This window comes from Amnibacterium setariae (assembly GCF_003581425.1).
In the GTDB taxonomy this organism is placed as follows: Bacteria; Actinomycetota; Actinomycetes; order Actinomycetales; family Microbacteriaceae; genus Amnibacterium; species Amnibacterium setariae.
On the sequence record NZ_QXTG01000001.1, the window covers coordinates 1437221 to 1458884 of the forward strand.

Annotated in this window: 20 protein-coding genes; 9 read left to right on the top strand and 11 right to left on the bottom strand. The window is 75.4% G+C overall.

All coding sequences use genetic code 11. The features are described from left to right. Positions 1-215 precede the first annotated feature (215 nt). From D1781_RS07260 to D1781_RS07270, 3 genes are all read right to left on the bottom strand, one after another. Positions 216-1211: a phosphodiesterase gene (locus D1781_RS07260; RefSeq protein ID WP_119481514.1), complete on the bottom strand. Its 996-nt coding sequence runs from the start codon at positions 1209-1211 to the stop codon at positions 216-218. A gap of 220 nt (positions 1212-1431) precedes the next feature. Beyond that, positions 1432-2301 (bottom strand): carbohydrate kinase family protein, encoded by an 870-nt coding sequence (locus tag D1781_RS07265; RefSeq protein ID WP_119481515.1) that lies wholly within the window; start codon positions 2299-2301, stop codon positions 1432-1434. Further along, positions 2298-3221, bottom strand: a complete 924-nt coding sequence (locus D1781_RS07270) for a pseudouridine-5'-phosphate glycosidase (protein WP_119481516.1) — start codon at positions 3219-3221, stop codon at positions 2298-2300. Before D1781_RS07270 ends, D1781_RS07265 begins: the two co-directional genes overlap by 4 nt. Before the next feature lie 77 nt (positions 3222-3298). On the opposite strand from D1781_RS07270, the gene D1781_RS07275 reads away from it, so the two are divergent. The 4 genes from D1781_RS07275 to yidC all read left to right on the top strand — a co-directional run bounded on the left by D1781_RS07275 (position 3299) and on the right by yidC (position 8198). After that, entirely contained in the window at positions 3299-4759 is a 1461-nt protein-coding gene (locus D1781_RS07275; RefSeq protein ID WP_119481517.1) for an FAD-dependent oxidoreductase, read from the top strand. Between the two features lie 164 nt (positions 4760-4923). Continuing rightward, the gene (locus tag D1781_RS07280) at positions 4924-7026 is read left to right on the top strand and encodes a DEAD/DEAH box helicase (RefSeq protein WP_233551078.1); all 2103 of its coding nucleotides are present in this window, start codon (positions 4924-4926) and stop codon (positions 7024-7026) included. A 76-nt stretch (positions 7027-7102) separates the two neighbouring features. After that, positions 7103-7357: a DUF6412 domain-containing protein gene (locus D1781_RS07285; RefSeq protein WP_119481518.1), complete on the top strand. Its 255-nt coding sequence runs from the start codon at positions 7103-7105 to the stop codon at positions 7355-7357. A 109-nt stretch (positions 7358-7466) separates the two neighbouring features. Further along, positions 7467-8198, top strand: a complete 732-nt coding sequence (gene yidC, locus D1781_RS07290; RefSeq protein WP_119481519.1) for a membrane protein insertase YidC — start codon at positions 7467-7469, stop codon at positions 8196-8198. Positions 8199-8304: 106 nt separating this feature from the next. On the opposite strand, the gene D1781_RS07295 is transcribed toward yidC, so the two are convergent. Beyond that, a complete protein-coding gene (locus tag D1781_RS07295; protein WP_147392052.1) occupies positions 8305-9306 on the bottom strand; it encodes a nucleotidyltransferase domain-containing protein in 1002 nt (333 codons plus the stop codon). A gap of 150 nt (positions 9307-9456) precedes the next feature. Continuing rightward, positions 9457-10590 (bottom strand): glutathione-independent formaldehyde dehydrogenase, encoded by a 1134-nt coding sequence (locus tag D1781_RS07300; RefSeq protein WP_119481521.1) that lies wholly within the window; start codon positions 10588-10590, stop codon positions 9457-9459. Between the two features lie 210 nt (positions 10591-10800). Between D1781_RS07300 and D1781_RS07305 the strand changes: the two genes are divergently transcribed. Next, entirely contained in the window at positions 10801-11001 is a 201-nt protein-coding gene (locus D1781_RS07305; protein WP_119481522.1) for a hypothetical protein, read from the top strand. Positions 11002-11164: 163 nt separating this feature from the next. Here the strand turns inward: D1781_RS07305 and D1781_RS07310 are convergent, their stop codons facing one another. From D1781_RS07310 to D1781_RS07325, 5 genes are read right to left on the bottom strand one after another with little or no spacing between them, the layout of a single operon-like run. After that, entirely contained in the window at positions 11165-13291 is a 2127-nt protein-coding gene (locus D1781_RS07310) for a S9 family peptidase (protein WP_199706424.1), read from the bottom strand. Next, positions 13288-14610 (bottom strand): phosphotransferase, encoded by a 1323-nt coding sequence (locus tag D1781_RS07315; protein ID WP_119481523.1) that lies wholly within the window; start codon positions 14608-14610, stop codon positions 13288-13290. Before D1781_RS07315 ends, D1781_RS07310 begins: the two co-directional genes overlap by 4 nt. A gap of 50 nt (positions 14611-14660) precedes the next feature. Beyond that, positions 14661-15107, bottom strand: a complete 447-nt coding sequence (locus D1781_RS07320) for a hypothetical protein (RefSeq protein ID WP_119481524.1) — start codon at positions 15105-15107, stop codon at positions 14661-14663. Beyond that, positions 15104-15235, bottom strand: a complete 132-nt coding sequence (locus D1781_RS18055; protein ID WP_267899788.1) for a hypothetical protein — start codon at positions 15233-15235, stop codon at positions 15104-15106. Before D1781_RS18055 ends, D1781_RS07320 begins: the two co-directional genes overlap by 4 nt. Before the next feature lie 26 nt (positions 15236-15261). Further along, complete coding sequence (locus D1781_RS07325) at positions 15262-17745, bottom strand: ATP-dependent DNA ligase (RefSeq protein ID WP_119481525.1); 2484 nt, start codon at positions 17743-17745, stop codon at positions 15262-15264. A gap of 126 nt (positions 17746-17871) precedes the next feature. Between D1781_RS07325 and ku the strand changes: the two genes are divergently transcribed. The 3 genes from ku to D1781_RS07340 all read left to right on the top strand — a co-directional run bounded on the left by ku (position 17872) and on the right by D1781_RS07340 (position 19608). Then, positions 17872-18714 (top strand): non-homologous end joining protein Ku, encoded by an 843-nt coding sequence (gene ku, locus D1781_RS07330; RefSeq protein WP_119481526.1) that lies wholly within the window; start codon positions 17872-17874, stop codon positions 18712-18714. An 88-nt stretch (positions 18715-18802) separates the two neighbouring features. Then, a complete protein-coding gene (locus tag D1781_RS07335) occupies positions 18803-19306 on the top strand; it encodes a hypothetical protein (protein WP_119481527.1) in 504 nt (167 codons plus the stop codon). Positions 19307-19359: 53 nt separating this feature from the next. Next, positions 19360-19608, top strand: a complete 249-nt coding sequence (locus D1781_RS07340) for a hypothetical protein (RefSeq protein ID WP_119481528.1) — start codon at positions 19360-19362, stop codon at positions 19606-19608. Positions 19609-19654: 46 nt separating this feature from the next. Here D1781_RS07340 and D1781_RS07345 read toward each other — a convergent pair whose 3' ends face one another. Next, positions 19655-20191, bottom strand: a complete 537-nt coding sequence (locus D1781_RS07345) for a DUF6328 family protein (protein ID WP_119481529.1) — start codon at positions 20189-20191, stop codon at positions 19655-19657. A 57-nt stretch (positions 20192-20248) separates the two neighbouring features. Here D1781_RS07345 and D1781_RS07350 point away from each other — a divergent pair, with 57 nt between their 5' ends. Beyond that, positions 20249-21643: an FAD-binding oxidoreductase gene (locus D1781_RS07350; protein ID WP_119481530.1), complete on the top strand. Its 1395-nt coding sequence runs from the start codon at positions 20249-20251 to the stop codon at positions 21641-21643. Positions 21644-21664: the final 21 nt, after the last annotated feature.

The window sequence follows — 21664 nt, forward strand, 5'->3', positions numbered from 1 at the left end:
CATCGCAATTGGGACCAGGGCGCGCATCAGCGGCGTGGTCTCGAGGCTCGCTCCGCTCGCACCTCGACCAGCGGGTGAGCGCGGTCGCACGTCCCGCCCCCGTCGATCGAGGTGCGAGCGCCAGCGAGCCTCGAGATCAGGACCCGTGGGATGGTCTCGAGGCTCGCTCCGCTCGCACCTCGACCAGCGGAAGGGCGCGGAGCGCAGCGACGTCGCTAGTCGCGGATGATCGAGATCGGCGAGGTGAGCAGCTCCAGCTCCTCGTCGACGCGGTCGAAGCGCCGCGACGGGAGGTGCGGGTTCACCGCGTCGGGGATCGTCACGCCGTGGGCCGCGAGGATCGCGGCGCTGTCCGACGCGGAGGTCGCCGACATCGTCGTGCCCGCGGCGACCGGGACCACCGAGTGGAGCACCGTGTCGTCGTAGACGTGGACGAGGTTGTACGACTGGTTGCCGTCCTGCGGGCGCGTGCCGCGCGCCTCGCCGGTGAGGTCCTGCGTGTAGCAGGTGGCGGAGGCGACGGAGACCGGGATGCCGGCGAAGGTGCCGCTGGTCGAGAAGTGCACGTGGCCCGCGAGGATCGCGCGGACGTCGCTGCCCTCCACGACCTCCTTGAGGCCGGCCTGGTCGCGCAGCTCGACCATCACGGCGAGGTCCTGGATGCAGGGCAGCGGCGGGTGGTGCAGGGCGAGGATCGTGCCGTGGGGCGCCGGGGAGGCGAGCTCCTCCGCGAGCCAGTCGAGCTGGGCGCCGCTCAGCTCGCCGTGGTGGTGGCCGGGCACGGAGGTGTCCATCGTGATGACGCGGAGGCCGTGGACGTCGTAGACGCGGTCGACCGGGCGGCGGTTGTGCGCCTGCCCGAACAGCTCGCGGCGGAACGTCGCGCGGTCGTCGTGGTTGCCCATGCACCAGATCACCTGGGCGCCGAGCCGCCGGGCGGCGGGCTCGACGATCGAGCGGAGGAGGCGGTAGGCCTCCGCGTCGCCGTGGTCGGCGAGGTCGCCGGTGAAGACGATCGCCTCGGGCCGGGTGCCGGAGGCCTCGAGATCGGCGAAGATGCGCTGCAGGCTGCGCTCCGGCGCGATCGCGTCGTAGAGCCGGCCGCCCGGGACCAGCAGGTGCGTGTCGCTCAGGTGGAGCAGGAAGTGGTCGGGGCGGGCGTGCTCCGCCGTCCGGCTGGTACTCGAACCCTCGGCGCCTCGGCTGGACACTGTCGGCACTGCCTCTCTCGCGTGCTTCCTCGCGTGGCGCCACAAGGTACCCGGCGGTTCCGACGCTCCGCGTCCCCCCGAGTGGATGGCACCTGAACAGGCATGGTCGTCGCGGTGAACCGGGGGCCGGGGCGCCGCGCCGCGCGACGCCGGATTCGTCCTCCGGCCGTGCACGCATGCGCGGTCGATCCGGGATCGGCTGGGGGCCGGGACGGGCGGGTCAGGGCCGAGCGCCGACGCGGGACACGGCCCGGGCGGCGAGCGCCGCCCCCGCCGCACCGGCCCCGCCGTCGTCCTCGCCCGCGAGCAGCGCGGCGAGCAGCCCCGCCGCGTAGGCGTCGCCGGCGCCGGTGACGTCGACGACGTCCGCCGGCAGGGCGGGCACGTGCCGGACGTCGCCGCCGCGGGCCAGGAGCGACCCCTCCCTGCCGAGCGTCACGGCGACGAGGCCGTGGTGCGCGGCGAGGGCGCGGGCCGCGTCGGCCGGGTCCTCGAGGCCCGTGAGCAGCCGCGCCTCCTCCGCGCCCGCGAGCAGCACGTCCGCGCCGCGGGTCAGGGCGAGGAAGCGCTCGGGTCCGAGGTCCGCCACGACCGCCGCGGAGCCGGGCGCCACGGCGGTGATCAGACCGGCGTCGCGGGCCCGCTCCAGGAGCGCGTGCCAGCGTGCGTCGCGGTCCTCGCCGCCGAACACGTGACCCGTGACGAGCAGGAGGCGGTGCGCGGCGAGCAGGGCGTCGTCGACGTCCTCCGGCGCGGTCAGCGCGTTCGCGCCGCGGTCGGTCAGCATCGCCCGAGCCTCGCCCTGGGAGATCACGACGATCGTGCCCGTCGAGCGGTCGCCGGCCGTCAGGCGCGGCACGACGCCCCGTGCGGCGAGGGCCGCCCCGTGCCGGTCGACGTCCGCGGCGCCGACGGTCGCGACGAGCGTCGTCGGCACGCCGAGCCCGGCGAGCCAGCAGGCCGTGTTCGCCGCGGAGCCGCCCGCGATCCGCTCGATGGCGCTCGGGGTGTCCGTGTCCGCCGCGATCGGGCCGAGCGGCCGGACGATCACGTCGTCGATGACGTCCCCGAGCGCGAGGACCCCGCTCACCCCTTCGCGTAGGCCGTGGCGATCGCGCCGGCGACCCGCACGTTGTTCCGCGCCAGCTTCAGGTTCACCTCGAGCGAGACGCCCTGCGACGCCTGCACGATGAAGGAGAGGAGGAAGGGGGTGACCGCCTTGCCGCGGACCTTCGCGGCGTCGGCCGCGGCGAACGCCTCCGCGAGCACCCGGTCGTGCTCGGCCGGGTCCCACTGCTCGTCCTGCGGCACCGGGTTCGCGACCACCAGCCCGGGGCGGGGCCGCCGGTCGTCGGGCGCTGCGTCCTGCGCGTGCAGGATCGCGGCGACCTCCTCCGCCGTCTCCACCCGCCAGTCGAGCGTGAAGGGGGAGGAGGCGAGCCAGAAGCTGGGGAACTCGGTGGTGCCGAAGCCGACGACCGGCACGGACAGGGTCTCGAGCCGCTCGAGGGTCGCCGCGATGTCGAGCACGCTCTTCACGCCCGCGGTGACGACCGCGACCGGGTGCTCGGCGAGCGCGGTCAGGTCCGCGGACTCGTCGAAGGTCGTCGTGGCGCCGCGGTGCACGCCGCCGAGGCCGCCGGTCGCGAAGACGCGGACGCCGGCGAGCGCGGCGAGGTGGGTCGTCGCGGCGACGGTCGTCGCGGCGCTCGCGCCGCGCGCGGCGAGGATCGGCAGGTCGCGGATGCTCGCCTTCGCCATGTCCTCGTTCGCGATGCGCTGCACGCCCTCGTCGTCGAGGCCGACGCACGGCACGCCGTCGAGCACCGCGATGGTGGCGGGGACGACGCCCGCGTCGCGCAGCAGCGCCTCGAAGTCGCGCGCCGCCTCGAGGTTGCGGGGACGCGGCAGGCCGTGGCTGATGATCGTCGACTCGAGCGCGACGACCGGACGACCGGTCTCGAGCGCCTCGGCGACCTCGTCGGACAGGAGGAACGGCGGGTTCGGCACCGGACGAGCCTAGGAGGCGCGCCCGGCCCGGACCGACCGTGCGGCGACGCCTCATCCGGCCCGGCTACGGTTCGGGGATGCCCTCGGACGCGGTCGACGACGTGGTGGTGGGTGCGGGCGTCGTCGGGCTCACCACCGCGCTCCTGCTCGCCCGGGGCGGGCACCGCGTGGTCGTCGTGACCGCGGAGCCCGTGGGGGGCGGCTCGTCCGGCCGCTCCGCGGGCGTGGTCAGCCAGCTGCACGGCACGGCCTACCGCCGGCTGTCGACCGAGACGGCCCGGAAGAACGCGGCCGCGTACCGGGCGATGAACGCGGACGGCTTCGCCCTCCTCGCGGAGCTGCTCGAGACGACCGGCACGCCGCACGAGCGGCGCGACGCCTACCTGGTCGCCTCGCGGCCCGAGGGCTCGGCGCGGATCGACGAGGAGCACCTGGCGGCGCACCGCGCGGGCCTCCGGCTCGACAAGCTGCAGCACGCGGACGCGCTGCCGTTCGAGCACCACGGCGCCCTCCGCCTCCCGGACCAGCTGCTCGTCGACCCGACCCGCCTGCTCAGCGCGCTCGCGATCGCGGCGACGGCGGCGGGCGTGCGGATCGTCGAGCGGGAGCGGGTCGTCGACGTGCGGGTCCGCCCCGGCGGCACGAGCGTCGTCGAGACCGGCGCGGGGGAGTACGCCGGGAAGCACGTGGTGCTCGCGACCGGCACCCCGATCCTCGACCGCGGTCTCTACGCGCTGAAGACCGCCGCGTTCCGGATGCTCGCCGTCCGCGGCACGGCGGCCGACGCGGGCCTGCCGATCGTCACCGCGATCGGGCCGACGGGCAGCACGACGATCGCGACGGCGGCGGACGGCCGGGTCGACGGCATCGGGGAGGCGCACCCCGTCGGGACCGGCGGCTCCGAGCTGCGCCGCGCGGACCGCCTCGAGGCCGCCGTGCGGGGCGTCGTGCCCGGCTTCACGCGCTCCGACGCCTGGAGCGGGCAGGACTACCGCCCCTTCAACCCGATCGCGTTCGTCGGGCTGCTGCCGCGCGGCGGCGGCGCGGTCTCGTTCGCCTCCGGCTTCGACGGCTGGGGCCTGACGCAGGGCGCGGCGGCGGGGATCCGCCTCGCCGCGGACCTGCTCGGGCAGGAGCGGCCCGCCTGGGCGACCACGATCGGCCGCCGCGTGACCCGCCCGAAGAGCCAGCGCATCGGCCTCGTCGCCGACGTGCGCGCCGCCTCCGCCCGGGTGTCGAGCATGCGGCGCCTCGCCTCCGCGGACGTCGGCCTGCTCCGCGAGGGGCGGGGCGTCGTCACCCGCACCGACGCGGGGCCGGTCGCGACGAGCCGCACCGGCGACGTCGTGCGGAGCGTCTCCGCCGTCTGCACCCGCGCCGGCGGCGTCGTCGTCTGGAACGACCTCGAGACGAGCTGGGACTGCCCGGTCTGCGGCAGCCGCTTCGACGTGGACGGCAGCGTGCTGGAGGGCGGCGCCCGCGGCCCCCTCCGCCCGGTGCCGACCCCCGGCGCGTCGGGCGGCGCGTCGCAGCGCTGAGGCGCGGTCCGCGGTACACTGTCCGCGCTGCAGGCTCCGGCACCTGCCTTCCCCGACGTCGTCCGTCTGGTCCGCACGCCCCGGCAGCACCGTTCCACTTCGTTCCGCGCTCGCGGCGCACCGCGGTTCCCATCCGCGCGGACGGACATCCTCTGGAGACCCACTTGGTTCGATCCACGGCGACCCCCACGCGGTCGCGCTCGCCCCGGAAGGGCGCCTTCGACAACACCGGACTGATCCCCGTGCTCGCACGGGCGGTCCGCGAGGTCGAGACGGCCGCCTCCCGGGGCCCCGTCGGCCCCTCCGGCCGCACGAAGTTCCAGGTCATCGCCCTGCTGGTGCGCGAGGAGCGCGCCCGCGCGAAGACCGACCCGGAGCTGACCGAGGAGGCGCGGGCCGAGACCCTGAAGCGCCTCGACGGCGTCGCGACGATCCTGGCGAAGACCGCCGCGCGCGACACCTCGCTCATCACGCTGCTCGAGCCCGACCACGCCCCGTCCGACGCCGCGAGGGCGCTGCGCCGGCGGATGCTGCAGGAGGCCGGCTACGAGGTCCCCGCCGAGGAGGCGCCCGCCGCGCCCTCCGTCGCCGACCCGTTCGCGGAGCGGCAGGTCACGCCGGTCTCCGTGCGGTCCCGCCTGCTCGCGAACCCCTTCCTGCCGCCGGACTTCGAGCTCGGCCGCACCCCGCACCTCACCCGCCGGCTCGCGAACTGGGAGCTGCTCGGCCCGCTGTTCAAGGCCTTCGAGGTCGGCGGCAACGGCGTCACGAGCATGGAGCTGCCCGAGCCGCCGGCGAAGCCGCGCTGGGCCCCGCCCGGCACCGAGCTGATGCGGCACCAGGCGGAGTTCATCGAGGGCGTCGCCCGCGGCCACCGCACCTTCCTGCTCGCGGACGAGCCGGGCCTCGGCAAGACCGCGCAGAGCCTCATCGCCGCCTCCGTCGCCGACGCGTTCCCGCTGCTCGCGGTCGTGCCGAACGTCGTGAAGATGAACTGGGCGCGGGAGGTCCAGCGGTGGATCCCGAACCGCACCGCGACCGTCATCCACGGCGACGGCGCCGACCTGGACGCGTTCGCGGACGTCGTGATCGTCAACTACGAGGTGCTCGACCGGCACTCGGGCTGGCTGAAGACGCTCGGGTTCAAGGGCATGGTCGTCGACGAGGCGCACTTCATCAAGAACCACTCGGCGCAGCGCTCGAAGCTCGTGCTCTCCCTCGCCGCCGCGCTCCGCGAGCGCCGCAGCGACCCCCTCCTGCTCGCCCTGACCGGCACGCCCGTCATCAACAGCACCGAGGACTTCAAGGCCATCTGGCAGTTCCTCGGCTGGATCGACGACACCAAGCCGCGCGCCGAGCTGATGGCGCGGCTCGAGGAGACCGGGCTGTCGCCCGCCGACCCCGGCTTCCTCCCGGAGGCCCGCCAGGCCGTGATCGACATGGGCATCGTGCGGCGCCGCAAGGTCGACGTGGCGGCGGACCTGCCCGCGAAGCGGGTCGTGGACCTGCCCGTCGAGCTCGACGACGAGGCCGGGCGCTCGATCCGGCAGGCGGAGCGGGAGCTGCAGCAGCGGCTCGTGCAGCGCTACCGCTCCATCGCTGCCGGCCGCAAGCCGGAGACCGACGAGGAGCGGATGCGCATCGTCCGGCTCGTCGCCGAGCAGGAGCTCGAGGAGTCCCGCGGCGCGACGACCGGCGAGAACATCTTCACGATGATCCGCAAGATCGGGTCGGCGAAGGCGGCGCTCGCGGCGGACTACGCCACGCAGCTCGCGCGCTCCGTCGGCAAGGTCGTCCTGTTCGCGAAGCACATCGACGTGATGGACCAGGCGGAGGCGACCTTCGCCCGCCGCGACATCAGGTCGGTGTCGATCCGCGGCGACCAGACCGCCGCCGCCCGCGAGCGCGCGGTCGACTCGTTCCTGCACGACAAGAAGACGAAGGCGATCGTCTGCTCGCTGTCCGCGGCGGGCGTCGGCATCAACCTGCAGGTCGCCTCCAACGTCGTGCTCGCCGAGCTGTCGTGGACCGCGGCGGAGCAGCAGCAGGCCATCGACCGCACGCACCGCATCGGGCAGTCCGAGCCGGTCACCGCGTGGCGGATCATCGCCGCGCACACGATCGACGCGCGCATCGCCGAGCTGGTCGACTCGAAGGCGTCCCTCGCGGCGCGCGCCCTCGACGGCGACGACGGCGAGGTGACGCAGGAGAGCTCGGTGCAGCTCGACGCGCTCGTCTCCCTCCTCCGCGACGCCCTGAAGCTCTAGAGCACGTCAGCAGGACCGGGCGTCGCTCGGTCCTGCCGACGTGCTCCTGGACGTGCGCCCGCCGTAGGGTGGGGGCGTGATCGCCGGGCTGCTCAGCGCGTTCGTCGTGCTCGTGCAGCCGGACGCGGTCGGCGCGGAGGCGCTGCTCGCCGCCGGCCTGCTGACGGCCGTGCTCGCCGTCGCGGTGGTCCTGCGGACCCTGCGCGCGCCGCGCGCGGTCCTCGCCGCCGCCGCGGCGGACGGCTTCGCCGACGTGCGCGTGCTGCTGCGCAGCAGCGATCCCGACGCGGAGGGGCACCCGCGCGCGAGGGCACCGGGCGCGACGCGCTGAGTCGATCCGCCGATCCGGCGGGTCCCGCGCCTCCCGCCCCGGTGCGACCGGGGCGTCCCCGGCGTCCCGTCCGGGACGACCGCCGACGTCGTCATGAAGGTGTCCCGCCATGTCCCTGCCCGACCTCCTCGCCCCGATCCGCGCCGCGGTCGAGGCCGTCCTCGCGCTGCTCCACGGCGCCCTCGCCGCCGCGGGCCTCGACCCCGCCGGCGGCGTCGGCTGGCTCGCCGCGGTCGCGCTGCTCGTCCTCGTCGTCCGCGTCCTGCTGCTCCCGCTCGCCGTCCGCCAGTACCGCTCCGGGCTGCGGATGCGCGCGATCGCCCCCGACCTCGCGCGGCTCCGCGACCGCTATCGGGGCCGCACCGACGCCGTGTCCCGCCGCGCCTTCGCGGAGGAGACGGCGGCGCTGCAGCGCGCGAACGGCGTCCGCCCCGCCGCCGCGCTCGTGCCGCTGCTCGTGCAGGTGCCGCTGTTCCTCGCCCTGGTCCAGGCGCTCGAGCACGCCGCCCACGCGACCGGCACCGCGGCGCTCGCGTCGTTCGCCGCCGCCGTCGCGTTCGGCGCGCCCCTCGCCGCGACCGCGCTCGCCGGCGGTCCCGCGGCCGGGCTGCTCGGCGGCGGTCTGCTGCTCGTCACCGCCGGCGCGCAGGTGCTCACGCAGCACCTCGCCGCGGCGGGCGCGGCGCCGGCGCCGGGCGGCCGGCTGCTGCTGCTCCTCCCGCTCGTCACCGCGGCGACCGGGCTCGCCCTCCCGATCGGCGTCACGGCCTACTGGGCCTGCAGCGCCCTGGTCACGCTCGGCCAGCAGGTCCTCCTGCCCCGGCTGGTCCGCACCGCCTGACCCGCGCTTCGCGGATCCGCAGTTCTCGGCCGACACGCCGCGCGCGACCGTGCTGGTCGCGGCGTGTCGCCCCGGAACTGCGGATCCGCGACGGTCGGGCGCGAGGTCAGCCGGCGGCGAGGCGGCGGAGGAGGGCGACGTCCGCCTCCTGCCGCTCGGGCAGCGGGTAGCCCTCGTGCATCACGAGTTCCGCGTCCGCCGTCGCGCAGCGCACCACGCGACCGCCGATGCGGCCCGTCGCGCCGAGGGCGCCCACGGGGAGCACGACGCTCGAGGCGGACACCGGCACCGGCCGGTCGCCGTCGAAGCGGACCGCGTGCACGTCGACCTCGCGGCCGGCGTCGTCGACCGCGGCGAAGGCGGAGGGGAGCAGGCGGTCGCCCTCGCCCTGCCACCGGTTCTCGCTCCAGACGAAGCCCGGCCGGTACCCGGCGCGGTCCAGCGCGGCGAGGACGGCGGCGAGGTCGTCCGCCTCGACGAGCAGGTCCAGGTCGTGGTGCGGCCGCGTCCGCTCGCCCGCGAGCGCGTCGACGCCCCAGCCGCCGATCACCCACCTGGGGGCGTCCGCGAGCACGTCGAGCACGCGGTGGACCTCGCCGGCGTCGACCTCGGTCGCGCCCGCCGCGCCTCCGAGGGGCCAGCGCGCGAGGATCAGCGCCCGGCCCGGCATGCCCGGCGGGTCGAGCTCGACGAGCAGCGCCTCCGGGAACGCCAGGACGTCACCCGGTGCCGGCCGCGCGCCGGCCGTGACCGTGCGGTGCGGGCGGTACCCGGCCCGGCCGTGCGTGGGCAGCAGGAGCGCGTAGCCCTCGACGTGCCGCTCGAACGCGGTGAGCAGCGCGGTGTGGGCGACGTGGAGCGCTGGTGCGTCGACGAGGTCCACCCGGACCGAGGCGGCGGGCTCGAACCACGCCTCCTCGGCGACGACGCCGGAGAGCGGCGGGGTCGCGGCGGCGAAGGCGCGGAGCACCGCGGCCGCGGTGTCGGTCGCGCCGTCGGTCAGCACGGCGTTGCCGACGAGCGTCACGTGGGCCGGCCACGCGGCCCGGTCGACGACGTCGCCGACCTCGAGCGGCTCGAGCGGCAGCACCACGCAGCAGGTCCGCATCTCGCCTCCCTCCGCCCGTCCGTCCCCTTTCGTCGAGTCTCGCGGATCCGCAGATCCGGGTCGACACGCCGGTGCGCGACGTGCGCCGGCGGCGTGTCGCCGGGGATCTGCGGATCCGCGGAAGAACTCCGGATCCGCGAGCAGCGCGGGTCAGGGGTGGAGGAGCACCTTCGTCCAGCCGTCCTCGCGGTCGTCGAAGCGGCGGTAGGCCTCGGGCGCCTCATCGAGGGAGAGCTCGTGGCTCACGATGATCCCCGGGTTGAGCTTGTCGCGGTGGATCAGGTTCCGCAGCTGCCGGTTGTACTGCTTCACGTTCGCCTGCCCGGTCGCGATCGCCTGGCCCTTGAAGAAGAACGTGCCGAAGTCCATCGGGAACTCGCCCTGCTTCGCGAGGTCGGAGGAGGCGTTCGGGTCCTCCGGCACGAAGACGCCGACGACGCCGATGCGGCCCGTCGGGCGCACCGCCTGGATCAGCGAGTTGATCGTCATGCCGGGCTGCTCGTGCCCCTCGTGGTCGTGGGCCTGGTAGCCGACCGCCTCGACGCCCTTGTCCGCGCCCTGCCCCTGCGTCAGGTCGAGCACCTGCTGCACCGCGTCGCCCTCCGAGTCGTCGATCGGCGTCGCGCCGACCCGCTCGACGAGCTTCAGTCGGTCCGGCTGGCGGTCGATCACGTACACCTCGGCGGCGCCTCGCAGGTTCGCCGACATGGCGGCCATCAGGCCGACGGGACCGGCGCCGTAGATCACGACGGAGTCGCCGATGCCGACGTCCGCCAGCTGGGTGCCGTGGTACCCGGTCGGGAGGATGTCGGACAGCATCGTGTAGTCCTTCTCCTTCTCGTGCGCGTCCTCGGGGAGCACGAGCGCGTTGAAGTCCGCGAAGGGGACGCGGAGCAGCTCGGCCTGGCCGCCGGAGTACGGCCCCATGTCCGCATAGCCGTAGGCGCCGCCGGCGCTGCCCGGGTTCACGGTGAGGCAGAAGCCCGTCCGGCCCGCCTCGCAGTTCTTGCAGAACCCGCACGCGATGTTGAACGGCAGCACGACGACGTCGCCGACCTGCACGCGGACGACGCCCTCGCCGACCGCGACGACCTCGCCCATGTTCTCGTGGCCGAGCACCTTGCCGGTCTCGACGTCGGTGCGGCCCTCGTACATGTGGAGGTCGCTGCCGCAGATGTTCGTGGTGGTGATGCGGACGAGGGCGTCGGTGGGGCGCTCGATCCTCGCGTCCGGGACCTCGTCGATGGTCACGTTCTTCGGGCCGTGGTAGACGAGCGCGCGCATGGTGCTTCCTTCCCGGCGCCGGGTCTCGGCACCGGGTCCCGACACTGCGCCTGCACCCTCCGCGCACCCGGCGCACGGGCTGTGCAGCACGGGTGCGGTGCCTGGGCGTGACCGGTGCGTCCGCCAGGGCGGGCCCAGGACGCACCCGGCGTGCTTCCGGTCCCGTGCGCGGCGCCCTACGGTGCTGACGGGTCGGCGATCGGAGGCGCGGTGCGCGAGCAGGGGACGCTGTTGGACGCGGTCGGGCGGGCGAAGCACACGCTCGTCGAGGCGAAGGACGGCGTCGACGTCGGCGCGACGGTGCACGGGGAGTGCCCGCTCGCCGAGTGCCGCGCGATGAACGTCGTCACGGTGTCGGCCGAGACCGCGACCGTCACGTGCGCGGAGTGCGGGACCGCCTTCGACGTCTGACCCCGGCGAGGGCGATCGCGCAGGACGCGTCCATCGCGCAGGACGCGTCGATCGAGCAGGACGCGTAGATCGAGCAGGACGGCGTCGGTCCAGCAGGACGTGACGGGCCGTCCCGTCCTGCTCGATCGACCGGGTCCTGCTCGATCGCTCCCCGGGTCGCGCTCTAGGCGCGCGCGGGGGCGTCGGCGAGGCCGAGCACGTCGAGGATCCACGCGAGCTCGAAGGCCCGCTCCTCCCATGCGGCGTACCGGCCCGAGACACCGCCGTGCCCGGCGCTCATCTCCGTCTTCAGCAGCACGTCCGCGCCGACCTCGCGGAGGCGCGCCACCCACTTCGCCGGCTCGACGTAGAGCACGCGGGTGTCGTTCAGCGACGTCGTCGCGAGGATCCGCGGGTACGGGTGGTCGCCGACGTTCTCGACCGGCGAGTACGACTTCATGTAGGCGTACACCGCGGGGTCGTGCAGCGGGTCGCCCCACTCGTCCCACTCGATCACGGTGAGCGGCAGCGACGGGTCGAGGATCGAGGTGAGCGGATCCACGAACGGCACGCCCGCGTGGATGCCCGCGAACAGCTCCGGGGCCAGGTTCGCGACCGCGCCCATCAGCAGCCCGCCGGCGCTCGCGCCCTCGGCGACGAGGCGGGACGGCTCGGTCCAGCCGGTCTCGACGAGGTGCCGCGCGGCGGCGACGAAGTCCGTGAACGTGTTCCGCTTCGACAGGGTCTTGCCCTGCTCGTACCAGTGCCGGCCCATCTCCCCGCCGCCGCGCACGTGCGCGATGGCGAACAGGGCGCCGCGGTCGAGCATCGAGAGGCGCGCGATCGAGAACGACGGGTCGATGCTCGCCTCGTAGGAGCCGTAGCCGTAGAGGAGCATCGGCGCGGGGGAGCGGCGCTCCAGCACGTCGGCGCGGCCGACGATCGAGATCGGCACCCGGGTGCCGTCCTCGGCGACCGCCCACTCGCGGCGCTCGCGGTAGTCGGCGGGGTCGTAGCCGCCCAGCACCGGCTGCTGCTTCAGCACGGTCCGCTCGCCCGTCGCCCCGCCCGTCGAGGACACCGTGAGGTCGAAGACCGTGGAGGGGGTGAGCAGCGAGCCGTACCCGATGCGCAGCGTGGGCTGCGCCCACTCCGGGTTCGAGCCGATCCCGGCCGTGAACAGGGGTTCCTCGAACCGGATCTCGTCGATCGCGGTGCCCTCGAGCAGGCCGACGCGGGCGAGGCCGCCCTCCCGGTAGGAGACGGCGACGAAGCGCTCGAACGCGTCGACGTCCTCGAGCCGCACGCCCGGGCGCGAGGCGAGCAGCACCTCGCGCTCGCCCTGCGGCGCCAGGGGGTCGACGGCGACCAGCTCGAAGTCCTCCGCGCCGTCGTTGTGCAGGATCAGCAGCCGGTCGCGGCCGTCGAGCACGGCGTGCTCCACGGAGTACTCGACGCCCTCGCGGCGCGGCCAGACGAGCCGGAAGCCCGCCTCCGGCTCCCGGGTGTCGAGCAGCAGCGACTCGCTCGTGATCTTCGAGCCGACCCCGATCTCGACGTAGCGCCGGCTGCGCGTCATGCCGACCCCGACCCAGTACCGCTCGTCGGGCTCGGTGAAGACCTGCTCGTCCTCGCCGTCGCCGCCGAGCGCGTGCCGCCAGACGGTGTCCGGCCGCCACGCCTCGTCGCAGGTCGTGTAGTAGATCCCGGTGCCGTCGGCGTCGAAGAGCGCGCCGGGCATCGTGCCCTCGATGACGTCCGGCAGCACCGCGCCGGACCCGAGGTCCTTGACGTGCAGCACGTAGCGCTCGTCGCCGACCGTGTCGACGGCCCAGAGCAGCAGCCGGCCGTCGGGGGAGACGTCGAAGCTGCCGAGCGAGTAGAAGTCGTGGCCGCGCGCCTCGACGTCGTCGTCGAGCAGCACCTGCTCGCCCGGGACCTCGTCGCCGAGGGTCGGCGGCGTCCAGTCGTCGGGTCCGGCGATCGGGGCGCGGCAGTGCCGGGCGTACTGCTTGCCCTCCTCCGTGCGGCTGAAGTACCACCAGTCGCCCTCACGGGACGGCACGGAGAGGTCGGTCTCCTTCGTGCGCGACTTGATCTCGCCGTAGATCGCGGACCGCAGCGGCGCGAGGGGGGCGAGCCGGGCATCGGTGTACGCGTTCTCCGCCTCGAGGTGCGCGATCACGGCGGGGTCGTCCCGGTCGCGCAGCCACTCGTACCGGTCCACGACCTCGTCGCCGTGGTGCACCCGGGTGAGCGGGCGCCGCTCGGCGACCGGCAGGGGCGGGACGGGCAGGGGTTCGACGGTCACGCGACGGCCTCCAGCAGCCGGAGCACGGCCAGTTCGGGGATGGGGAGCCAGGCGGGCCGGTTGCGCGCCTCGTAGACGCACTCGTAGAGCGCCTTGTCCAGCTCGAGGGCGGCGAGCAGGGCCGCGTGCGGCGCGAGGGAGGCGCCGAGCTCGGCCTCGTACCCCGCGAGGAACGCGGCGCGCGCCTGGTCCGCCCAGGACCGCGCGGCGTCGGCGTCGCCGCCCTCCTGCGCGAGCGTGCCCGCGACGTAGTCGAAGGAGCGCAGCATGCCGGCGACGTCCCGCAGCGCCAGGTCGGGCGCGGTCCGCTCGGCCATCGGCCGCAGCGGCTCGCCCTCGAAGTCGAGCAGCACCCAGCCGCGGTCCGGCACGAGCAGCACCTGACCGAGGTGGTAGTCGCCGTGGATGCGCTGCAGCGGCGGCCACGGCCCGGCGAGCCCCGCCTCGAGCGTCGCGAGCACCGCGCCGCCGGCGGCGTCGATCGACGGGACGAGCGCGGCGGCCTGCTCGGCGCGGGAGCGCATGCTGCCGAGCGCCGCGGCGCGGGCGACCTCGTCCGCCTCCGCGGTCGGGAGGGCGGTCGCGAGCACCCGGTGCACCTCGGCCGTGGCGGCGCCGAGGTCCCGGGCGCGGTCGGAGAAGTCCTCGCCCGTGCGGGCCGCGTCGAGCGCGACCCGCCAGGCGTCGCGGGTGTCGGGCAGGAACTCCTGCGCGACGGCCAGGTGGCCGCGGGCGGTGCCACCCGGCGCCGCCGGGTCGGGCCATGACCCGACCAGGGCGGCGTACGTCGCCGGCACGCGGTCCGAGCCCGCCGCGGCGATCGCGGACTGCAGCACGACGTCCGGGTTCTCGCCGTCGTGCAGCGCGCGGAAGACCTTCACCATCAGCCCGACGGGGGAGCCGTCGGCGCGCTCGGCGTCGACGATGATCGAGGTGTTCGACTGCTCGCCGGACAGCACGCGGGCGGCGCGCAGCGCCGGCGGCGGTCCGCTCCAGCCGATCGGCACGCCCTCCGCGCCGACGCCCGCGTCGCCCTCGGCGACCGCGCCGGCGAAGAGCACGGCGAGCAGCACCCGCACGAACTCGTCGGTCCGCGGGCCGTCGCGCAGCGACCCGTCCGCGTCCAGGGCGACGGGGACCTGGTACACCGCGGCGGCGCCGGGCGTCCTGTCCCGCACGAACAGCGTCCGCACCGCGCCGTCGGCGGTCAACGGCAGCGTGCTCTCCACCTCGAGGGCGTCGCCGACGGTGTTCGCGAACCATCGCTGCCCGGCGATCCAGGAGGGGAGCGGGCCGGGGATCAGCGCGGGGTCGGCCATGACCCGAGAATCTAGCGAGGGCGCTCCGTGCGTCCGCTCGGTGCGTCCGCTCAGGCCTCGTCCGGCCGGTCCTCGGCCGCGCGGGAGGCGCGCCCGCGCCCGGCGGGCTCGTCGTCCTCGTCGTCGACGTCGGCCAGGGACTCGTCCCGCGCCTCCGCCGCCTGCCGCAGCGCGCGCTCGATGCCCTCGGAGGAGCGCTCGCGCCAGTCCTCCGCGGTGTCCGCGGCGCGGGCGCGGACCTCCTCCGCGGTCGTCGTCCACCGGTCGCGGACCTCGAGCGCGGTCTCCGTCCACTGGTCGCGCAGGTCCTGCGCCGTCTCGACCGCCCGCTCGCGCAGGTGCGCGGCCGACGCCGTCGTGCGGTCCTTCAGGAGGCGCGCGGAGTCGGCGGCGCGGCGCCGGTCCTCCTCGTCGAGCCGGTTCACGACCGCGGCGAACGCGGCGCCGCCCACGAGCACGCCGAGCGAGACCGCCCAGCCGATCGCGCGGCCGTTCACGACTCGTCCCCGTCGGCGAGCTCCTCGCCGCCCTCGTCCACGACCGGTCGCAGGTCGGCGTCGCCGGGAACGGTGAAGTCGTGCTCCACCTCGTCCTCGGAGGGGGTCCCGGGCTCGCGCGGCGTCATGCCTCCACGGTAGCCCGCCGCCGGGCTCAGGGCTCCCGGACGACCTCCTCCGGTCGCTTGTCCGGGCGCCAGCCGCGCCAGCTCGCCTGGCGCAGCCGGCCGTCGTCCGTCCACTCGGCGAAGCGCACCTCGCCGACGAGGGAGGGGGTGACCCAGTGCGCGTCGCTCGCGTCCGCGCGCGGCACGTCGTCGAACGGCGCCGTCTTCCGGCCGTGCGAGGCCAGCCGCGCCTCGATCGCGTCGAGGTCCGCGTCGCTGAAGCCGGTGCCGACCCGGCCGACGTATCGCAGCCGGCCGTCGACGTGCACGCCGACGAGCAGGCTCCCGACGCCGCCGGCGCGGCGCCCCTGGCCGGGCCGCCAGCCGCCGACGACGACCTCCTGCTGCCGCTCGTGCTTGCGCTTGACCCAGTCCTTCGAGCGGGCCCCCGGGCGGTAGGGGGCCGCGGCGCGCTTCACGACCACGCCCTCGAGCCCGAGCCGCCGGCTCGTCGCCATCGCGTCGTCGACCGCCTCGCGCAGCGCGTCGCCCGACGCGGTCGCGACGACCGGCGGCACGTCGATCGGGCCGCCGCCCTCGACGAGCCGCTCGAGCAGGTCCCGGCGCTCGCGGTACGGCGCCGAGGTCGTCGCGTGCCCGTCGACCTCGAGCACGTCGAACAGCAGGTACCGCACCGCCTGCGCCCGCATCGCGGGCTCGACGTCCTGCTTCCGCGTGAGCCCCATCCGCTGCTGCAGCCGGGAGAAGGAGGGGCGCCCCGTCGCGTCGAGGGCGACGACCTCGCCGTCGAGCACGGCGCCGTCCGCGTGCACGTGCTCGGCGAGCGCCTGCAGCTCGGGGTAGGTGGGGGTCAGGTCGAGGTCGTTCCGGCTCGTGAGCAGCACGCGGCCGCCGTCGACACGGGCGACGGCGCGGACGCCGTCCCACTTCATCTCCACCGACCACGCCTCGCCGGGGTCGAGGGGCGCTCCGGCGACCGCGAGCATCGGGGAGGGGGTGCGCGGCAGCGGGCCCTCCGGCGCCGCGGCGCGGGGCGCCGGGGCTCCCGCGGGCTCGGCGGTGCCCGGGGCCGCTGCCTCCTCCGCAGGGGCGGCCTGATCCGCGGGCGCGTCCTCGACCGCCATGCGGTGGATCAGCCACTGCTCGCCCTGGCTGCCCTTCGGCTTCTCCCGCTCGGCGCGGATCAGCGCGACCTTGACGGGCTCGCCGCCGAGGCCGCCGTCCTTCCGGCCGTGCAGGGTCACGATCACCTCGTCGTCGCGGAACTTCTCGGTCTCGTACGTGCCGGCGTCCCAGAGGTCGACGTGCCCGCCGCCGTACTCGCCCTTCGGGATGTCGCCCGTGAAGGCCGCGTACTCGAGCGGGTGGTCCTCCGTGTGCACCGCGAGGTGGTTGCGCCGCCCGTCGGCCGGCACCCCTTTCGGCAGCGCCCAGGAGACGAGCACGCCGTCCCGCTCGAGCCGGAAGTCCCAGTGCAGCCGGGTGGCGTGGTGCTCCTGGATGACGAAGGTGTCGTCCGCGCCCCGCGCGGGCGCCGCCTCCGGCACCGGCTCGGGGGTGCGGCCCGCGTCGCGCATCGACCGGTACCGGGTGAGCGCGTCGGAGCGCGCCGCGGCGGGCGCGACGTGCGCGAGCAGGTCGCCGTCCCGCTGCAGGCGCTCCACCACCTCGTCGGGCCGCAGCTGCCGCAGCCCGGGGTCGTCGAGCTCCTCCCAGGTCCGCGGCGCGCTCGCGGCGACGTGCAGCGTGCCGCGCAGGGAGTACGGCACGAGCGTCGTCTTCGCGGCGCGGTTCTGGCTCCAGTCGACCAGCACCTTCCCGCGCCGGTTCTCCTTCTTCATGTCGCTGACGACGAGGTCGGGGTGGTCGGCCTCGAGGGAGCGGGCGAGCTCGTGCGCCATCTCCGTGACCTGGTCGGAGGTCCAGCGGCCGGCGAGGTGCGCGAACAGGTGGATGCCCTTCGACCCGCTCGTGACGGGGACGAGGTCCAGGTCCATGCCGGCCACGACGGGTCGGAGGAGGCGGGCCACCTCCGCGCACTCGGGCAGCGCGGCGCCCTCGCCCGGGTCGAGGTCGAGCACCAGGCGGTCGGGCCGCCCCGCGCCGCCTTCGGCCGTGAAGCGCCACTGGGGCACGTGCACCTCGAGCACGCCCTGCTGCGCGAGCCACGTGAGCGTCGCGAGGTCGTCGATCACGGGGTAGGTCGTCGTGCCGGACCGGTGCTCGATCGAGCCGCGCCGCACCCAGTCGGGCGCGTGCGGCTCGAGGTTCTTCACGAAGAAGGGGTGCCCCGGCTCCTCGGCGGTGCCGACCCCGTCCGGCCAGCGCTTGCGGGTGGCGGGGCGCCCGGCGGCGAGCGGGACGAGGGCGGAGGCCACGGCCGCGTAGTAGGCGAGCACGTCGCCCTTCGTGAACCCGTCCGCCGGGTACAGCACCTTGTCGAGGTTCGTGAGGCCGATGCGGCGCCCGTCCACCTCGACCGACTGCTTCCCGGGGTTCCGGCCGACCATGCGCTCAGCGTGTCCTGGAAGTCTGCTGGAGCGCTGAGTCCCGCCATCCGGGGGTGGCCCGCGCCCGGCCCGGCGGTCATACTCGGGAGTCCATCAGGCATTCGGTGCATCTCAGGAGGGCGGGTCATGCGCAGCATCTGGCGTGGCGCGATCACGTTCGGTCTCGTCAACGTGCCCGTGAAGCTCTACTCGGCCACGGAGGACCACGACCTCCCGATGCACCAGGTGCACAACGCCGACGGCGGCAGGATCCGCTACCAGCGCCGCTGCGAGGTGTGCGGCCGGGTGGTCGAGTTCCAGGACATCGACAAGGCCTACGACGCCGGCGACCGCACCGTCGTGCTCACGGCCGAGGACCTGAAGTCGCTGCCGAGCGAGAAGAGCCGCGAGATCGACGTCGTCGAGTTCGTGCCGGCCGCCCAGGTCGACGCGATCCGGCTCGACCGCAGCTACTACCTCGAGCCCGACGCGAAGAGCCCGCGCTCCTACATGCTGATGCGCAAGGTGCTCGAGGACACGGAGCGCGTCGCGATCGTGCAGTTCACCCTGCGGCAGAAGACCCGGCTCGGCGTGCTGCGCGTGCACGGGAAGGTGCTGCTGCTCCAGTCGCTGCTCTGGGACGACGAGGTGCGCGAGGCGTCCTTCCCGTCCCTCGACGCCGACGTGCGCATCCAGAAGCGCGAGGTCGACATGGCGACGAGCCTCGTGAAGAGCTTCGAGAGCGACTTCTCGCCCGCGGACTTCACCGACGAGTACCAGGAGCAGCTGAAGAAGCTCGTCGACGCGAAGCTCGAGCAGGGCGAGTCGGTCGACACGGCGGCCACCTTCGGCGAGCAGGAGGAGGACGAGGGCGACGGCGAGGTCATCGACCTGATGGAGGCGCTGAAGCGCAGCGTCGAGGCGAACCGCGCGAAGGCGAAGTCGTCGTCCGCGTCCTCCGGCGACGGCGGGGGCCGCAAGCGCGCCTGAACGCGTCGGCTCCCGCGTCGGGCGGATCGACGGGGAGCCCCGAGCGCACGCCCAGCCGCACCGGGCGCCCGTCGGCGAGGATGCTCCGATGGGGGAGCAGGGCGGCTACCAGATCCGGTTCGACTGGGGTGTGCCGGGCGCGCACGCGGTCGGCGCCGACGCGGACGTGCTCGTCTGGGTCGACGCGATCGATCCGGCGGTGCCGCCCCTCGAGCGCCTGCCGCCGATCGGCGCGGTCGTGACGACCGGGCTCGCCGGCGTGGCGGAGACCGCGGCCTGGGTGCTCGCCCTCCAGGAGGCGCGGCAGGCGGTGACGAGCGTCGCCGTCGTCGCCGCCGGTGCCGCACGGGCCGGCGGGATGCGCTTCGCCGCCGAGGACCTGCTCGTCGCCGGCGCGCTGATGGACGAGCTCGACGCGCGCGGCATCGGCGAGCGCAGCCCGGAGGCGTCGGTCGCCGACGCGGCCTACCGGGCCCTCCGACGCGGGCTCCGGGGCGTCCTCGACGCGGTCGTCGGCGGCGGCGCGCTCGCGGGCGGGCTCCGGGTGCACCGGCCGCACCGCGACCTGCTCGAGGCCGCCGGCGCCGCCTGACCGACGCCGATCCGCACCGTCCGCCTCGGGGGCGCGAGGAGGAGGATCACCGCATGGCGCGCGACTCGGTCCTCTCCATCGCTTCGTCCGGCTCCGTGCTGTCGATCGGCAGCGTCGGGTCGGTCCTCTCCGTCGGCAGCGTCGGCTCCGCCCTGTCCGTCGGCGGCGTCGGCTCGTTCGCCTCGGTGCTGTCGATCGGCAGCGCCGGCTCCGTGCTGGGGGTGCTGTCGTTCGCGGTCGTGGGCGGCGTGCTCGCGGCGCGTGCGACGCGGGCCGTGCTCCGGGCGGGACCCCGCCGCTGACGGGACAGCGCCGACGGATCAGCGCCGACGGGTCAGCCGCTGACGGTCAGCCGCGCTGGGACCCGCGCCCGGGACCGTCCGGGTCGTGCGGCTCGCCGGCGCGACGGCGCAGGCCGATCGGCAGCACCGCCCAGGCGAGCGCGATCACGACGACGCCGATCACCGCGACGGCGATCGCCCCGGCGGCACCCGTGGCGACGCTGAAGACGAGCGCGAGCGCGGCGGCGATCGCGAGGCCGGTGAACGCCATGCCGAGGCGCGCCATCCGGTCGCCCCACGCGACCAGCGTCCGCATCGCGCGCCGCCGGAACAGGGCCCGGTGCAGCGCCACCGGCATCAGCGCGCAGACCGTCGAGAGCACCGCGAGGGAGACCGCGACGAGGTAGAGCACCCGCTGCCAGTCCTCCAGGTCGCGGAAGGTCTGCTGGAACGCCACGGTGAGCAGGAAGCCCGTGAGCAGCTGGGTGCCGGTCTGCACGACCCGCAGCTCCTGGAGGAGGGCGTTCCAGTTGCGGTCGAGCCGCTCGGTCGCCGTCTCGTCGCGACCGTCCGTCGGGTCCGCGTCCTCGTGGTCCTCCGCCATGGTCGCGAATCTAGGGCCGGAACCGGGGCGTCCGCCGCGCTCCCTAGGCTTGCCGGCATGGCGTTCCTCGAGGAGCTCGCCGCGGCGCTGGGGCCGGCGGTCAGCACGGACCGGTCCGAGCTCGACCGCGTCCGCACCGATCGCAGCGGCTGGACGACGCCGGAGGTGCCGCTCGCGGTCGTCCGCGCCCGGTCGACCGAGGACGTGCAGGCGCTGCTGCGGCTCGCCTCCGCCGCGGGCGTCCCCGTCGTCCCGCGCGGCGCCGGCACGGGGCTCGCGGGCGGCGCGGTCGGCACCACCGGCTCCGTCGTGCTCGACCTCGCGGGCATGGACCGGGTGCTCGAGGTCGACGAGGACGACGAGACCGCGCGCGTGCAGCCCGGCGTCGTCACCGACGACCTCGCCGCCGTGCTCGCCCCCCGCGGCCTCTGGTGGCCGCCCGACCCGGCGAGCCGCGCGATCTCCACCGTCGGCGGCAACATCGCGACGAACGCGGGCGGCCTGCTCTGCGCGAAGTACGGCGTGACCCGGGAGAGCGTGCTCGGCCTGCAGGTCGTGCTCGCGGACGGCACGCTGGTGCGGCTCGGCCGCGGCACCGTGAAGGGCGTCACCGGCTTCGACCTCACCGCGCTGCTGATCGGCTCCGAGGGCACCCTCGGCGTCGTGGTCGAGGCGACCCTCAAGCTGCGCCGCACCGAGTCGCGGCCCGTCGTCACCATCGGTGCGACCTTCCCCGACGTGCGGTCCGCAGCGGCCGCTGCCGCGGCGATCACCGCCTCCGGCCTCCGCTGCGCCGCGCTCGAGCTCATGGACGCGGCGTCGTGCGCGGCGGTCGACGCGCTCGTCGCCGCGGGCGAGGGCCCGGCCGGCGACGTGCCGGCGCTCGGCGGCCACGGCGCGTTCCTGCTCGTGCAGACCGACGGCGGCGCCGCGCCGCAGGAGGCGGAGCAGGCCCTCGCGCTGATCGCCGCGGCGGGCGGCGAGGGCCGGGTCGCCCTCGACGCGGCCGCGGGCGCCGACCTCGTCGCCCTCCGCCGCGCCGCGCACCCCGCCTTCGCGCGGCTCGGCGAGGTGCTGATCGAGGACGTCTGCGTGCCGCGCTCGCGGCTGCCCGAGATGTTCGACGCCGTCGAGGCGATCGGGCGCCGCCACGGCCTGCCGATCCCGACCATCGCCCACGCGGGCGACGGCAACCTCCACCCGAACATCGTGATCCCCGCCTCGGTGCCGCACGCCCCCGGCGAGATCCCGGACGTCGTCTGGGCGGCGGGGGAGGAGCTGTTCCGCACGGCGATCGCGCTCGGCGGCACGCTCACCGGGGAGCACGGCGTCGGCGTGCTGAAGCGCCGGTGGATCGCCGACGAGCTCGGCGAGGACGTGATGGCCCTGTCGAGGCGGGTGAAGGCCGCGTTCGACCCCCTCGGCATCCTGAACCCCGGCAAGGTCTGGTGACCCCGGTCCGCTCCGAGGCGG